The following is a 14,169-nucleotide window of genomic DNA, read 5'->3' as shown; positions in this document are numbered from 1 at the left end:
GGCATTAAGGTGCCGGGAACTGCACGCGCAATGGATCGTTAGAACAAACGATGAACACGAGAGGCGAGCATGAGCGATCGGCATAACCCGAAGATGGACCAGCGCCCCGGATCAAACACTGAGAAGGATCCCGAAGAATGGGTGTCGGGCGATGATCCCATGACCGGCGCGCAGGCATCCTATCTCACGACCTTGAGCGAGCAGGCAGGGGTTGAGCCGCCCGCCAACGGGCTTAGCAAGGCCGAGGCGTCGCAGCGGATCGACGAATTGAAAGCGAAGCTGGACCTCTGACACCAGCCAATCGTCGCGCATGCGATCGTGACATCATGCGATGCTTTCATAAATTGATCCACTCGCCACCGCCCGCGGGTACATTGCGGGTACCCGCAAGCGTAGCCACATCGCCTCGCCACCATTCTCTGGGCTTTTGCGGGAACTGCGGGGAGGCGGGTACCGCGCGCCACATCGTTAGCTGCACGTTGTAGCACGCCCGCGGGCGGGGCGCAGCGGGTGCGCCGCTATTTTCGATGATCTAATAACAGTACCCGCATCCCCGCCAGCTTCTGGTGTTTATCGGGACCACTTGCTGCGGCGACGGTGGCGCGAATGCGGATATCAGTACCCGCAAGTCTAAGCTAACTTGGCCCACGCGCCGCTTGGCCTCCATCGGGCCAAGAGAGCCTGGGTGAGACCGGCACCAGTGCGACATCGGCATCCATGTCTTGTCCGCTCAGGCCCCACAGCGCCGACAGGCAGGCGGGATCGGTGATGACGGTGGAACCCGCATCGACGTAACCCGTCACAAAGCCATACATATGCACGCCCGCCAACTGTATCGCACGCGTCGGCGATCGTCGTATCGATCCCCGCCGCTTGCAGTCCGATCGCGAGCGCGAGCCCCCGATCCCGGCGCCGATCACAGCTGTCCGCTCCATGCCCTGCACCTCGATGGCGCACTCAGCACCCAGGCTGCTCGCCACAGTGCCACGGGAGGACGCCGGACAGGATCCGCGCCTTGTCGAGGAAGGTCGATCGATCGGCAGAAAAGCGGCCGACAAGTGCACGCCCGGTTTCCCGTTATGATGGATGCAACGGTTGACCAGCGAGATTCAGATTGGCGGCTCCACGCGCGTCGATGACACAAGGTGCCGTAACCTTCGTTCAGTCGGCGAGCTCGACTTCGGTTGGGCCCACCTGTGTCGACGCCGCGCCCAGTCGCAAAGAGGACGGCGGCACCGTTACGCGCATCACTTTGTCGAGCTGCCGGGAGTCCCGACTAATATAACCGCCACTGAGCATACGCCGTCGATCAGGAAGGCGGCTTCATGGCCCGGCCTTGACGCAACGACAAGGTCATCGACCAATTTGCGTTCGGCGGGAGCAAGGTCGCTAGCCAAACCGACCATTGCGCAATTATGCGCGCCGGATCGCGCTGGCCTTTCAGATTGCGGCCGATGTGCTCGACATCGAGGGTAGCGAGAGAGTTGCGGGCAAGCGGCTCAACAAGGATGAGGCGCAGGGCAAGAGCAATTTCGTCACAGTCCTCGAGCTCGATGACGCCAAGTCTATGGCAGCAAAGCTTGACAATGACGCTATTTCCGCCAACGATCGTATGTCTGTCACGACCACTTTGCTGAGGGAGATCGCAATATTCGCGGCCTCGCGTGATCGATGGGCGGATGGACTTTTGATGGCGGCGACATGCCGCGTCTGATTTGTGTACAGTGCAAGAGAAATCTGCTGCCATCATCGCACAAGTGCTTGCAATTTGAGTCAAACATCTCGATCGATGTTGGTGGGTTCGACCAACGATTTGGTAGGTCGCCAGCGAGATTTGACAGGATAGGGCCTCGACACGTCATCGCTATCATGCTGATCGCTGCGGGAGCCAGTTCCAACGCCGCGCCGCCAAGCGAGTTTGAGCGATATTATCTCGGCCATTATGTTGTCAGGACCGAGGATTCGTCGCGCGACATCTGTCAGGCAGAGATATTGTGGCAAGACGATGTTGGCGGCGAATTCGTTTCCCAAGGTTGCGAGGCGGTCCCGGATCTGGCGGCGGCCGCGCGATGGCATTTCGATCCGGAAGCGGGCGAAGCAAAGTTTGAAGATGTGTTGCATCGAGCGCGCTTTCGGCTGGCCGAAACCGATGCAGGCTTTATTGCGATTCTGCCTGACGAAAGCCGCTACTGGTTCGAGAGGACGCGAACCCAGACCAAAAAACACCTGCGCCGCGCGAAGACATCACGCTGAAGAGGAGATGAAGCTGATGCGTCAAAGGCTGTATCTTTTCTCCGTTGCGCTCGGTCTCTTCGGCCTGGTTAGCGGCTGCGGGGGAGGGGGTGGTGCCATGTCAGGAAAACCGGAAGACTGGGCCGCAGATGCGTGCAAGACCTTCCCCGCCGATGTCGCTGGAAAGGTCGCCGGGGTCAGCGTGAAAAAAGCCGAATCCGCCGGTCAGACGGGCAATGAGCGCACGTTGGTGTCAAACTGCACCTATTCGAGCGCTGACGATAGAACGAGCTTCGCGGTGCTGCTTCGTCAGGCCAAGTCGGACGGTGAGAGCGTGGATGATCAGATCACCGGGCTCAAATCGCAGCCGGACATGACCGGCCCCTCCGAAGATGTGAATATGCCAAAGGGCAGGGCGATCTGGGCACCGAAATTGCGCACTTTGTCGTATGTTCCGGCAGTCGGCCGGATGATCGTGGTAACGCCGCCAGGAGCGATCGCGTTCGGCTCGGATGCCGGACCTTCGAGCGACCTGAAGGCAAAGGCCATCGCCATAGCGTCAGCGATCGAAGGATAGCTCTTATTAGAGACGAGCACTTTGCACCGTTCGACTGGACCTTTTCAAAGCCGCGGTGCAAATGCGCAAAATGGCGCTGGCAGATATCGATGCATGGATCGGCAAGACGCTGTTCATTCCGCCGATCATTAAGCTGTGCCAGATCACCCGACAGAGCCAGTTCGCGGTTTCGCGGCTCTTATGGTTTGTCGTAGCGCTCGATCAGTTGCGGCTTGCGCACTCGCTCGCTCAGCAAATCGTCGCGGGCCTGTTTGCCCTCATAATGATGTTCACAGCATCGCTGCGGGCCGATCTTCCAACCATGAGCATGTTGTGGCTACGCGTAATGGGGTGGGGCTTCCTGGCGTTCGATCTGATCGTAGCCCTCCTCACCAATGATTGGCGCGGCGTCGAGATTTGGGCGCTGGTCCTTTTTGCAGAATATGCCGCGACGATCCGGACGATTCCGCCAAAGGAGATCAAGAAGCACCGGCGCGGTGCCCAGCAAGCGGGGTCCTGAAACGATGAGGCGCCTTCTCGCCGGCTTCCTCACCGGCTCGATAGTCATTTTGGCAGGAAGCTACATCACCGGAATTGAAGAAGGCCCTTGGGGTTCTGCGCATGCCAGGTCGGACTTGGGATCGGGCAAAAGCTTTCTGTGCCCCTCACCAGAACATCATGATGGTGATGCAATTCGCTGCGGATCGAAGGGCCGATCAATGCGGCTCTATGCAATTGATGCGCCGGAGATGCCCGGGGCCTGCCGGTCCGGTCGCCGATGCACCCAGGGCAACGCATTTGCCTCGCGCGACCATCTGGCGGCTCTCACCAAAGGGCGGTCGGTATCATGTCATGTCCTGGACCAGGATCGTTACGGCCGCAAAGTCGTGCGATGCTTTGCCGACCAGATGGATCTGTCCTGCGCAATGGTGCACGACGGTTATGCTGTGGAGCGTTATGGCAAGCTGCGCTGCTGAGGCATTTTAGCTCTTTTTTTGAATCTTTTGCCTTGCAAAATCAACGACATGCAGACAGTCTTTGCTGATGATCGCCAATCGCGAAATATGGGCATGTGCACTCCAGATATTGAGCGTTCACGGGAACGACGCCTGGTTTCACGCCAGCCAGAGAGCGGACGCGCTGTTCGACGACGGCGATCCGGAAGGCGCTAAAGTCTGGATTTGCATTTTGGGCTGCATCACGCTTCAGGACCGAGGTGAAACTCCACTCCAATGACGACGGGGCGCTGAGTGCATGCGGCCGGCATGCCTCGCATATCTCACGCAGTGATTTATCAGCGTGCCATAAATGGTTGTCGGCACATGGGTCGCATGGCGGCTCAGCGATCAGCCATAGAAATGTTCGATCGCACTGGCGATGTTGTGGGTAGTATAGGGCTTCTGCACGACGGCCGTCGATCGATGCTGCATGGGTAAGCTCGCTTGCTCGCCATAGCCGGAAGCGAAAAAGAACGGCACGTTCAGTTCGGCGAGCCGATCCGCGATACCGAAACTCGTTTGATCACCAAGATTGATATCGAGGATAGCAAAGTCGACGCGCTCTTTGTCGAGGATGTCGTGCGCGGCTTCGGGGGTAGAGGCCGTGAGCACATCGGCACCGAAGCGATTGAGAATGTCTTCCGCGTCCAGCGCAATGATGAGGCTGTCCTCGACCAGCAAAATGCGCTTGCGCTCGAGCATATGCGGATCGATCACCTGCTGGCTGGATATGGTGGGTCGTTGAGTCCTGACCAGCGAAGCGCCATAAGTTTTGGGCTGCGAGACGTGGCGGGCGGGAATGCAGAACTCCGCACGCACGCCCTCAACAGCATAGTCGATGGTTGCGCTTCCACCCAGGTCATAGGGGACCGATCGATTGACAATCGTGGTGCCGAAGCCTTTGCGCTTTGGTGGCATTACGGGGGGGCCACCGGTCTCCTGCCACACAAATACAAGATCATCCTGCGCGTTGCGCGACCAGCTGATTTGGACTTCTCCCCCTCCCGACAGGCTGCCATATTTGGTCGAATTGGTGACGAGTTCGTGGATCACCAGAGCCATTGTTGAATAAGCTTGGGGGTTGAGCAGCACCGGGTCGCCAGTTGCGATGATGGCGCTTTGACGGTCCGCGGCAAATGCCGCGGCCTCGGCCTCGATCAGAGCGTTGAGAGGTGCGGGACCCCAGTGATCATCGGTTATCTGGTTGTGCGCGCGCGCGAGCGCGTGAATCCGGCCATCGACGAGCCTGACAAACTCCCGGACTTCCGGGCTATCCGGTTGAGACTGACGGATCAGACCACGTATCACGCCCAGGATGTTGCGAACGCGGTGGTTCAACTCCGCAATCAGCATTTCCTGGCGCGCCGTCGACTGGCGACGCTCTGCGGCTGCCTCATCAGCGAGGCGCAGGACCACTTCGATCAGGGTCGCGCGCAATGTCTCGGCAACGCGCAACTCGGATGGCGTGAACGGTTCGGAATGACCATCCACTGTTTCCTTCCATTCTTCAGAGCTCTCGCGCGGCGTCAGCCTCGGGCCATTCGGCCCATATTCGATGGGCTTGTGCGGATCGCCGGCCCAGCGCACCGACTGTTTGAGTTCAGATCGAAAGAGGATGACATAGTCACGCGGCGAGCGTGAAATTGGTATAGCCAACAGCCCGGCCGCCCGATCAGCAAAGGAGCCTGCGTCACTGATGAGGCTTCCGATATGATCGGTTGTGTACACCCGCCCTGCAGCTGTTCCGTTGAGCGCACGCACGATACGACGAAAGTCCTCAGTTGGCGGCGTAACACCTGAAAAGGCGTAATTTCCATTGATCCAGACGCCCACACCGTCCGCGGGTATCGCGCTGGTTAGAATGTCGCCGAGCCAGTCGGGATCGTTCAGCAGCGTTTCATCGGAGGCCACTGCACCGAGCAGCTGATCCGAGATATCGCGCGCGCGTCGCTCATATTCGACAATCTGTCGTCGCTCGCGCGATTCCAGCCGCATCGAAAACATCTGGGCGAACAATTCGCACACCGATCGGCGCTCGAAAGTCGGCGAGCGTGGAGAGTAATTGTGGCACGCGAACAGGCCCCAGAGCTCATCGTCGACCACGATCGAGATCGAGAGGGTTGCGCCGACGCCCATATTCTTGAGATATTCGATGTGAATCGGCGACACTGACCGCAGGATCGAGAGCGACAGGTCGAGCGGCATACCGGCCGGATCAAATGCTGGAACGATCGGCACTGGCTCAGAAGCTACGTCGCGAACGATCCGGACGAGATTGCGCTTGTAGAGCGCTCGCGCCTGCCGGGGAATATCGCTGGCGGGATAATGCAAACCCAGGAAACTACCGATCCCCGACTTTGCGACTTCAGCAACGACTTCGCCTGCCCCGCTGCCAGCGAACTTATACACCATTACGCGATCATATCCCAGAAGTGCCCGTACCTGGCGGGCGCCCTCACGGTAGAAAGCGGAAATGTCCTTTGCCTGATCGAGCCTGGCCATCATGGCGCGCACTGAATTGGTGGCGTCGCCGGCATGGGCGGTACCCGGCTCTGCCTCAATCACGATCTGCCCGCCCGAAAAATGGATGGCGACATCATAGGGTTGGCCCGACGTACCAATCTGGCAGGCGAAGAGGCGCTCCACCATGTCGGGCGCGGATAGATAGGATACCCGGTTGCGCAGATCGTGGAGCAGCGAGGCCGGCACATAATTGGGCAGTGGCGAGCCGATCAGGTCCTCGGGGTCATGACCCAGCAGGTCCCGGATATTTTTTGAGACGCGGGCGATGATCCAGTCTGTGCTGACAGCAATGAGGAATCCGCCAGGCTGAATCGCCCCCAGGAGATGGATGGGTTCTCGATCGCAGTTGGTCAGGTCAACCTTTTCAAGATCAGGCACATTGTCTCCGTTATCGGCAGTACAGCGCCGACGCGTTGGCACCGTCCACCTTAACGCAGTCCGCCCCCGCCGGTTCAATCGCGAAGGGGGAGGCTGGTTTTCGGTGCGTCGCTGACAAGACCAGGCAGCGAACTCGTCACATTTTGGATTGGTGGCCGCGCAGAAACGTCAGTCTGGCATCGCAAAATGCTCGTCGGCGTCGAGCTGCGCCATGAACGCTCGGGTTTTATAGCGCTCGGCAAGGGCTGTTTGAGCAGCAATTGCGTCGGGGTGCAATGCAGACGCCGCCTGCTCCTTTTCTTCACGCGCACGACGCAACAGATAGGATGCCTCATCGTCGAGGTCGCTCGTAGACATCCGCACAGACTCCGTGATGCGCGCTGCTGTTTCAAGCTTACACCCGCAGATGTCCATCACATTGCAGCCATACGACATTTTCAATCTGGTTGGGTTGTCAGCGAGCGGAGCATGGCACGAGAGGTTCACGCCAGCTTTGACCCACCAAAAATGCCTAGATTCTTGCAGCGTGGATCGCGGAGAAAAGCTCAAGATCGAGAAATGCTGCGATCATTTTCAACCGCGGTGCAAATGGCAGGCCGCATCCTTAAGGTTGCAGCCGTGGATAAAGTTGCGGCCTGCCATAGGTTGGGAGATCGCCCCCAAATCTGGAGTCGTGACTTCAGACAGGGCAATGTAAATGCACGCTGCATTGCAGTATATCGATTTGAGACGAGCCGAATTACGCCGCCCACCGCGCAGATTAGGCCGTTTGTCGCAACGCAAGAGACAAACGGCGGAAAAGTGCCACTCCTGACGGCTATGGAACGACAGAGTCAAACCGATGCAGCCCTTGCCCTTGATCGCATCCGCAAAAGTCAGCACCAGCTTCGTGAGCGCAAGGAGCTTTTGCGCAGCAAGCTGGAACAATTGATGGCCAAGCGCCTGCAACCTTGACCAGATCGCTAATCGGATTCAGCGAGTTCTCGGCAGGTCGTGCCGCGCGCTTGGGGAGAGCCCCGGCCGGCTTTTCTACGCACGCTCGGTCCTTCGTTGACATATGGGCCTGGCAGCTATGGCTGTTATTCTTTGCCAAGCCGGCATGAATGACAGAGGATCCCGAGGTTTGGCAATTGCGAGGCACCGATGGACGTAAATGCGAACGGCGAGGACACAGGCGGCGAGCGAGCGGAAATCCATTTCCTCGCAGCGCTGCTTGATGAACTTATGCGCAAGATGTTGGCCTCGGGGGTTCTCACCAAAGCGGACATGAACCAGATCGAGCAGGCCGTAGCCCAACGCATCGGCGGTTCGCCAAGAGCCTGGTAGCGATCTTAGCGGCGGTGTCGAAGGTGCCATAGCCCTCCGCCACGCGTTGATCGCCAGTGGCACTGTAGATCGCCCGTATTTCTGCGGCAGGTATACCGATCAGGTTGGCGGCCGCCATACGCGATAGAAGCGTCGCTATGATCTGGAAGCACCGCTTTAGATTCATTTCGAGTGGCTTGAGGAGATGGCCGCGAAAGCGATCATCGTTCTTCATTGCACAGCATGATACTCGATTTTCCTTTGCCGTAGGGCCTGCCTCGGCCGATGAGGTTGCCATTTGGCATCGAAACCTCTATTTCATGTCGCATGGCCATCTTGCAGCTTATTGACACGACCTTTCCGGATTTTCGGCCGGACCCGATCTCGGATGCCGAAGCAGGCGCGATGTTTCGTGCCGCTGTCCAGTTGATGTCGCGATGGGACGTGACGGATCAGCAGGCGGCGGCATTGTTGGACACGCCGGTGCGCACATTCCGTAGATGGAAAGCTGGTGAGTTGGGCCGGATGGGCCGCGATTTGAAGGCCCGTCTGTCCAACCTCATGGGCATCCATAAGGCGCTACGGATCATCTTCAATGAGGCTGAACGCGGCTATCGCTGGATCAAGGCGCCGAATGCTGCATTTGATGGTCGCAGTGCCCTCGATGTGATGCTCGCAGGTGAGCTCACCGATTTGATGAGGGTGCGGCGCTATCTGGATTCGGAGCGCAGTAGCTGGTGATTGATCCGGAAACGCTCGCCACATCGCGGGTCGAATGGGAGGGGGCGGTCCGCATCATCCGTAGCCGCTTCCCACCGATCGATCTTTTCGAAGACATAGCCGATCCAGCAGATTGGCCGCTCCTCATATCGGCCGAGCAGAAAACCAACCCGCGACTGATGGAAGGTATCGGCAATCTCGACCTTGTCCCGCCTGAGCGTCGTGTAGCGGGGCCTGGTGCGAGTTATCTGATGGCGCCATTCACCCATGCAAGCACCGATCGGCCAAGTCGATTTTCGCGAGGCCAATATGGTGTTCTGTATGTCGCCAACCGTTTCGAAACAGCGCTTCTGGAAACCGTGCATCACCACGCCGCTTTCATGGCCCGCACGAATGAGGGGCCGGGATGGACATCGCAGTTTCGCGCTCTGAGCATGTCGGTATTGGCGACTCTTCATGACTTGCTGGAGCGGCATGAAGACGCTGCCGACGAACTGAGCATCGACGATTACGCGGCCGCTCAGATCCTGGGACAATCGTTGAAGGCTGCTGGTTCTGACGGCTTGATCTATCCCAGCGTTCGCGACCCGCAAGGCGCGTGTGTAGCATTATTCTCGCCCGACTTGGCTCGAAACCCGGTGCAGATCCGCCACCTTGATTATCATTGGGACGGTCAAAGAGTCGATTTGTATCGCGAAGCCGGTGCCGGCGAAGTTTATCGGATCATCTTGGATGCGTGATCGGCGAACGGACAAGACCCGCTCATGTGGCGGCGGTAAATCTGATCAAACGAACCATATGCCACCGCCTTCCAGAAATGCGCCTTGCCGACCTTCCGGCAGACAGGCTGGCCGACAGACTGGCAGCCAGGGGCGTGTAGAGCCAGCTATAGCCGAGGGAGCGCGACGACACCGCGCCTTGCCAGTTCAGAGCGTCACGCTGCAAAGTGATCCGGCGGTCCATAAAATGCGACGCGGTTCGCCGAACGCAGCTTATATCCCGTAGGCCCGCGTCCAGAGGCTGCCCGCAATCTCACCAGTGGATACGGGCCAGCGAAAGGATCGGCATTGTCCGGCGCCGCGAAGGCCCAAAGATCACACCACGCTCAGCAATCGACAAACCAGCGGCTCGCGCCCCCTTGCGGCTTAAGCGGCTGATAAGATTCGGTCGTTAGCGGGAAGATCAAGCACGTCGATCTGCGTGCGATCCGACGTGTGGGTTTCCGCGTGACGCTCAAATATCCGTGCTTCGCTTTCATTGTGTCATTTCTGGTCGCGACAGGTTGGGCCGCTTGCGCATCGGCGTCGGTTACGACCGATCCGCGCCAGATCGAGGCAAAGGTGTTGGCGGCCCTCAACAATGCCCGGTTGAACCCGCAAGCTTATATCGCTGATCTTCAGGGATATCGGCGGCAGTTCGAAGGTAAGGTCGTTCGGCTGCCCGGAAGCCGGCTTACCTATCGAACGCGCGAAGGGACGGTGCCGGTTGACGAAGCCGTAGACTTTCTGGCCTCGCGAAAGAGCCGGGTAGAATTGCAGGAAACCTCGGTTCTGCAGGCGGCGGCGGCCGATCACGTTGCCGAGCAGAGCCGCTCGGGGCGGATCGGACATTATAGTGCAAATGGTTCTGGTCCGGGCGACCGAGCCATCCAGCGCGGCGGCGGCAAGATGGTCGCGGAGGTTATCGCTTACGGCGCCTTCGATCCTCTGGATGTCGTGCGGCAGCTCATCGTTGACGACGGCGTGCCCGATCGCGGACACCGCACCGCTCTATTTGCAGCCCATCTGCGATACGCTGGTGTCGCCTGTGGCCCGCACCCGACCTATCGCACAATCTGTGTGATCGATATGGCGGAAACGCCCGATGGCCGGCCCTGACATTAATTGACGGATCGCGAGGAGACCGAGGCTCGATAGAGATGCCCTCTCATAGCGCGCCGCTCGGTTGTACCGGTCGCTGGCTCCGCTGCGAACAGCCTGGTTCCGGGTCGCGCCAAGGTCGTTGCCACAAATAAAAAGCGGCCCGGCTCGCACTTTTCGCACGTTGGTCGGTTCGTCACATCATGACCGCAACCGACAAGCAGCTCAAACTAGGCGCAACTGCCCATGCGCCTACCGCCTTCAAATGGCCCGCCTGGAAGGCTATTCTGTGGCGGGTGTGGCGAAACAGCGGCCGCCACAATGTTGGCCTCATGGCGGGCGGTGTCGCGTTCTACGCCTTTCTCTCCTTCGTTCCGCTGCTTGGGGCTCTGGTGATGACCTACGGGCTGATCGCAGATCCGGGCGTGGTCGCGCGACATATGCAGATGATCATCGATCTTGTCCCGGCAGATGCTGCAAAGCTCATCTACGATCAGCTGATCTCGCTTACCACCACCGCGGCCAGTAAGAAGGGTTTGGGCCTTCTCATCGCACTCGCGGTCTCGATTTATGGTGCCAGCCGGGCGTCGGGCGGCATGATGAGTGCGCTCAACGTCATTTACGAGCAGGAAGACCGGCGATCCTTCATACGCGCCACTCTGATATCCTCAGCGTTGATCATCGGCGCTATCATGATCGGGATCGTCGGCGTGCTGTCCGCTTCGATGCTGGGATTTGTCGGCGACCTGGTGAGCGGAATCGGCCCGCTCGCAGCGCTGGTCGTACGGGCAACAACCTGGCTGATTGCCGCCCTGCTGGCGAGCTTTACAATCGGGGCAATGTACCGCTTCGCGCCGGATCGAAGCGATGCGCGATGGCAGTGGTTGAGTGTGGGCGCGCTGCTCGCAATGTTCCTGTGGTTTCTCGCAACGATCGGATTTGGTTTCTACGCGGCCAACTTTGCCGGATATGACGCAACCTACGGCTCTTTGAGCGCGATCGTGGTGCTGATGATGTGGCTGTACATATCGGCTTATGCGATCCTGATCGGCGCGCTGGTCAATGCCGAAGCCGAGCGCCAGACCGCGATCGATACTACGACCGGAGCGGTGAGGCCGCTTGGCAGGCGCGGTGCAACGGTGGCCGACGTAAGCGAGGCTCTTCAGGATGGATCGCACACGTGACACCGCCTGTAACAGGCTGATCGCCAGCTGCGATAAACACCGCCCATAACCAGAACGGCGCCTAAGACTGGCTTCTGCTTGCGGACCAGCAAAGCTGTTCCTGTCGACAGAAGCATAGTTTCGATCGCGCCTACCGGCTTCAATCCAAGCCGTTTTTGGGCCATGCGCGATAGAAAGCCGGTGGCAAATGATCGAAACATGATGCGCTCCCTGTCGTATGACAGACGGTCGGAGATCGCGAAGGTTCCTTGCACGTGATCAATGCTCACTATTGCCGTATCTGAAGGGAGAGTTCGCGATTCCCCCCCAGACGATGAAAGTCCAGCTGAAACGGCGCGCCACTTGTCAGATGTTAACACAATCGGAACCTGTGTAGGTCAGTGCATACGAATGGATGAAGATAGCCAATATTTTTATCAGCGCGCCGAACAGGAGCTGAGAATGGCACAGCAGGCTCAATCCGCTGCCGCTACGCGCGCGCATTATATTCTGGCGAGCTACTATCTGGACTTGTCGTATAGTGACAGGCGGACTTCGCCGGCTGAACTTCTGGCAGAGCTAAACTGCCTCCACATTGCTGATGAGGTACCAGGCGGCAGCCTCGTCTAGCATTGCGTCGCGGCGCGTGATCGCAGGACGCCGTAGACGCGTGAGCAGGGCGCATATGTCCGCGAGCATGCCGCAGGTTCGACGATCCACTATCCGAACCTTAGCTGAAGCCGTGGTCCGATGAAATCGCGCTGCCAGCGCTACATGCAGACAGAACCAGCCCCGGCAAAATCTGGTCAACGTTTTGGCAAGTTTGCGCTGCCATCACCTGTGTGCTGAAGTGGTCATCTGGCATCCTTTGTATATGGCCTCGTTCGGCTCCCGGGCGCGGCCATATCCATCTCCGGCAAGTTCGAGGCGCCAGTGTCGCTCGAGGAGTTGCTACAGATTTGAGCAACTCAAGACAGCAACCCTGTCAGGCACGTGCCTTAGTTGCCGCTTTAGCAGCCTCATTCACTTGCGACCGCTCTACAGTATCGCGGACTGCCGCCGCCATGGCATCCCAAGTTTCGGCAGAACGCAAGTGCATCTCGCGCCGGTTCATCAGAGGCGTTTTTGCGGCTGCAATGCGTTGCGACTCGGCGTTCGCCCGATAGCTTTCATACTGGCTCATTTTGTCTCCCTAAACTTGAAGTGTTCCTGACAAAAGGGGTCTCAAGTGCCCATCGCGTATGTTGAACGTCCGTGAGACACGGTGACAAGGCTCGATATCACCCAAAGATACTTTGTTTCGCCGCCGCCCTGCTGCCATAACGTGGGCGTGGTTCGTCGCGGATCTACCGGTGGTGCGGGGATTTCTCCACAGCAGATTTGCGGCGAACCACGCCGCCTCAGCATGCGGCAAATGCCTTACGATAGCGCCGCGCCTGGATCCGGCTTTTCAAACCCATCGCTATCATGATCTCGCCATCGTTGCGACCTTCGGATAGCAACCGCCGCGCATACAGACCTCGTGTTGAGTGCCCATTGATATGCCGACGCAGCGCGACAAACTCGTTGTCCGCAATTGTCCCGAGCAATCCGATCGCGCGCGCTTTCTCAAGCAACCGACGATATATGAGCGGCACAGACTGAGGCGTAAGCGATGCGCCCAAGGTCCAGATCTGGTCATCCTGGCTCGATGCGCGATGCAGGCGGCGAAAGATTTTTCCGCTGTCCGCACCACTTTCGCGAGCCCAAGCGCGAAGGGCTGCGACGGTGCGACGGCACAAAGCAATCGGTTCCTGGAGGTGCGATGCCGCCTGCAGCGCACCTACGCCACTAACGTGCCAGGAAACTTCCTCCCAGCGCACAGCCACCAGTCGAGACCTGCTCGCCCCCGTATCGACAGCCACCCCCAGGAGGGCGAGATCGCGAACGTCCTGAGTATTGTCCGCGTCCATCGAGAGCATTGCTTCAAAGCAAAAGGGGATCCTGTGCGACAAACGCGCGTCGCGTGCGGCCTGAGGGTCCAGAATGATCTCGGCGAGGGACTCGTTCGCCATCGACTGCATGGCGTCGCGCCAACCTTCGGGAAGGTCCGAAGCGAGACTGTGGAGGCGCATGATATTTGCGAACATCCGTGCGACGGCATCGCGTTCTTCGCCTGACGAAATCTGACTCTTAAGGAAACTGCGAACCGTGTCGGGTTCGGCCGGGACCACGGTTCTTTCGTGATTACGCGCCCATGATGCAAAAAGTTGGGCGTCGGCACGCAACTCTTCAAAACCAAAATAGGTATGGGTCTCGCGCGCTCGCAATAGGATTGCGTCTTCAATCTGCCGGTGCCGGTCCGCTGCCATCGGCTACTCCCGCTTCGTACAAAGCGACACAAGCCTAACACCGCATGCATTCGATTTCTACTGCGTGGCACCAAATCGGATATT

At 58.8% G+C, this 14,169-nt stretch carries 16 protein-coding genes and 1 pseudogene; 12 read left to right on the top strand and 5 right to left on the bottom strand.

Translation table 11 applies throughout. The features are described 5' to 3' along the window. Positions 1-69 precede the first annotated feature (69 nt). Positions 70-291 (top strand): DUF3072 domain-containing protein, encoded by a 222-nt coding sequence (locus EOD43_RS18365; RefSeq protein ID WP_127745504.1) that lies wholly within the window; start codon positions 70-72, stop codon positions 289-291. A gap of 371 nt (positions 292-662) precedes the next feature. On the opposite strand, the pseudogene EOD43_RS24015 reads toward EOD43_RS18365, so the two are convergent. Further along, positions 663-935 (bottom strand): annotated as a pseudogene (locus tag EOD43_RS24015) (NAD(P)-binding protein); the annotation flags it as partial. Between the two features lie 470 nt (positions 936-1,405). On the opposite strand from EOD43_RS24015, the gene EOD43_RS18355 reads away from it, so the two are divergent. From EOD43_RS18355 to EOD43_RS18335, 5 genes are all read left to right on the top strand, one after another. Further along, positions 1,406-1,714, top strand: a complete 309-nt coding sequence (locus tag EOD43_RS18355) for a polyprenyl synthetase family protein (protein WP_127745503.1) — start codon at positions 1,406-1,408, stop codon at positions 1,712-1,714. A 155-nt stretch (positions 1,715-1,869) separates the two neighbouring features. After that, a complete protein-coding gene (locus tag EOD43_RS18350; protein WP_127745502.1) occupies positions 1,870-2,253 on the top strand; it encodes a hypothetical protein in 384 nt (127 codons plus the stop codon). Positions 2,254-2,260: 7 nt separating this feature from the next. After that, positions 2,261-2,809, top strand: a complete 549-nt coding sequence (locus tag EOD43_RS18345) for a hypothetical protein (protein ID WP_127745501.1) — start codon at positions 2,261-2,263, stop codon at positions 2,807-2,809. Positions 2,810-2,879: 70 nt separating this feature from the next. Further along, the gene (locus EOD43_RS18340) at positions 2,880-3,308 is read left to right on the top strand and encodes a hypothetical protein (protein WP_127745500.1); all 429 of its coding nucleotides are present in this window, start codon (positions 2,880-2,882) and stop codon (positions 3,306-3,308) included. A gap of 4 nt (positions 3,309-3,312) precedes the next feature. Then, positions 3,313-3,765: a thermonuclease family protein gene (locus tag EOD43_RS18335; RefSeq protein ID WP_164857325.1), complete on the top strand. Its 453-nt coding sequence runs from the start codon at positions 3,313-3,315 to the stop codon at positions 3,763-3,765. Between the two features lie 369 nt (positions 3,766-4,134). Here EOD43_RS18335 and EOD43_RS18325 read toward each other — a convergent pair whose 3' ends face one another. Together EOD43_RS18325 and EOD43_RS18320 are read right to left on the bottom strand one after the other, a co-directional pair. Continuing rightward, positions 4,135-6,687: an HWE histidine kinase domain-containing protein gene (locus tag EOD43_RS18325; protein ID WP_127745497.1), complete on the bottom strand. Its 2,553-nt coding sequence runs from the start codon at positions 6,685-6,687 to the stop codon at positions 4,135-4,137. A gap of 168 nt (positions 6,688-6,855) precedes the next feature. Next, complete coding sequence (locus EOD43_RS18320; RefSeq protein ID WP_127745496.1) at positions 6,856-7,044, bottom strand: hypothetical protein; 189 nt, start codon at positions 7,042-7,044, stop codon at positions 6,856-6,858. A gap of 111 nt (positions 7,045-7,155) precedes the next feature. Between EOD43_RS18320 and EOD43_RS18315 the strand changes: the two genes are divergently transcribed. From EOD43_RS18315 to EOD43_RS18290, 6 genes are all read left to right on the top strand, one after another. Next, positions 7,156-7,641: a hypothetical protein gene (locus EOD43_RS18315; protein ID WP_127745495.1), complete on the top strand. Its 486-nt coding sequence runs from the start codon at positions 7,156-7,158 to the stop codon at positions 7,639-7,641. A gap of 189 nt (positions 7,642-7,830) precedes the next feature. Next, positions 7,831-8,013 carry a hypothetical protein gene (locus EOD43_RS18310; protein ID WP_127745494.1) on the top strand — a complete coding sequence of 61 codons (183 nt, stop codon included), beginning with the start codon at positions 7,831-7,833 and terminating at the stop codon, positions 8,011-8,013. 306 nt (positions 8,014-8,319) lie between these two features. After that, positions 8,320-8,733 carry an MbcA/ParS/Xre antitoxin family protein gene (locus EOD43_RS18305; protein ID WP_127745493.1) on the top strand — a complete coding sequence of 138 codons (414 nt, stop codon included), beginning with the start codon at positions 8,320-8,322 and terminating at the stop codon, positions 8,731-8,733. Next, positions 8,730-9,452, top strand: coding sequence for an RES family NAD+ phosphorylase (locus EOD43_RS18300; protein ID WP_127745492.1), 723 nt, complete (start codon positions 8,730-8,732; stop codon positions 9,450-9,452). Before EOD43_RS18305 ends, EOD43_RS18300 begins: the two co-directional genes overlap by 4 nt. A 486-nt stretch (positions 9,453-9,938) precedes the next feature. Next, positions 9,939-10,589: a CAP domain-containing protein gene (locus tag EOD43_RS18295; protein ID WP_127745491.1), complete on the top strand. Its 651-nt coding sequence runs from the start codon at positions 9,939-9,941 to the stop codon at positions 10,587-10,589. Between the two features lie 185 nt (positions 10,590-10,774). Continuing rightward, entirely contained in the window at positions 10,775-11,755 is a 981-nt protein-coding gene (locus tag EOD43_RS18290; RefSeq protein ID WP_240653337.1) for a YihY/virulence factor BrkB family protein, read from the top strand. Between the two features lie 964 nt (positions 11,756-12,719). Here EOD43_RS18290 and EOD43_RS18280 read toward each other — a convergent pair. Together EOD43_RS18280 and EOD43_RS18275 are read right to left on the bottom strand one after the other, a co-directional pair. Continuing rightward, on the bottom strand, positions 12,720-12,917 hold the full coding sequence (locus EOD43_RS18280) for a hypothetical protein (protein ID WP_127745489.1): 198 nt from the start codon (positions 12,915-12,917) through the stop codon (positions 12,720-12,722). 217 nt (positions 12,918-13,134) lie between these two features. Next, positions 13,135-14,085, bottom strand: a complete 951-nt coding sequence (locus tag EOD43_RS18275; protein WP_127745488.1) for a site-specific integrase — start codon at positions 14,083-14,085, stop codon at positions 13,135-13,137. Positions 14,086-14,169: the final 84 nt, after the last annotated feature.

It is taken from the genome of Sphingomonas crocodyli (genome assembly GCF_004005865.1).
In the GTDB taxonomy this organism is placed as follows: domain Bacteria; phylum Pseudomonadota; class Alphaproteobacteria; order Sphingomonadales; family Sphingomonadaceae; genus Rhizorhabdus; species Rhizorhabdus crocodyli.
This window is presented reverse-complemented; position numbering and strand designations above follow the sequence as displayed.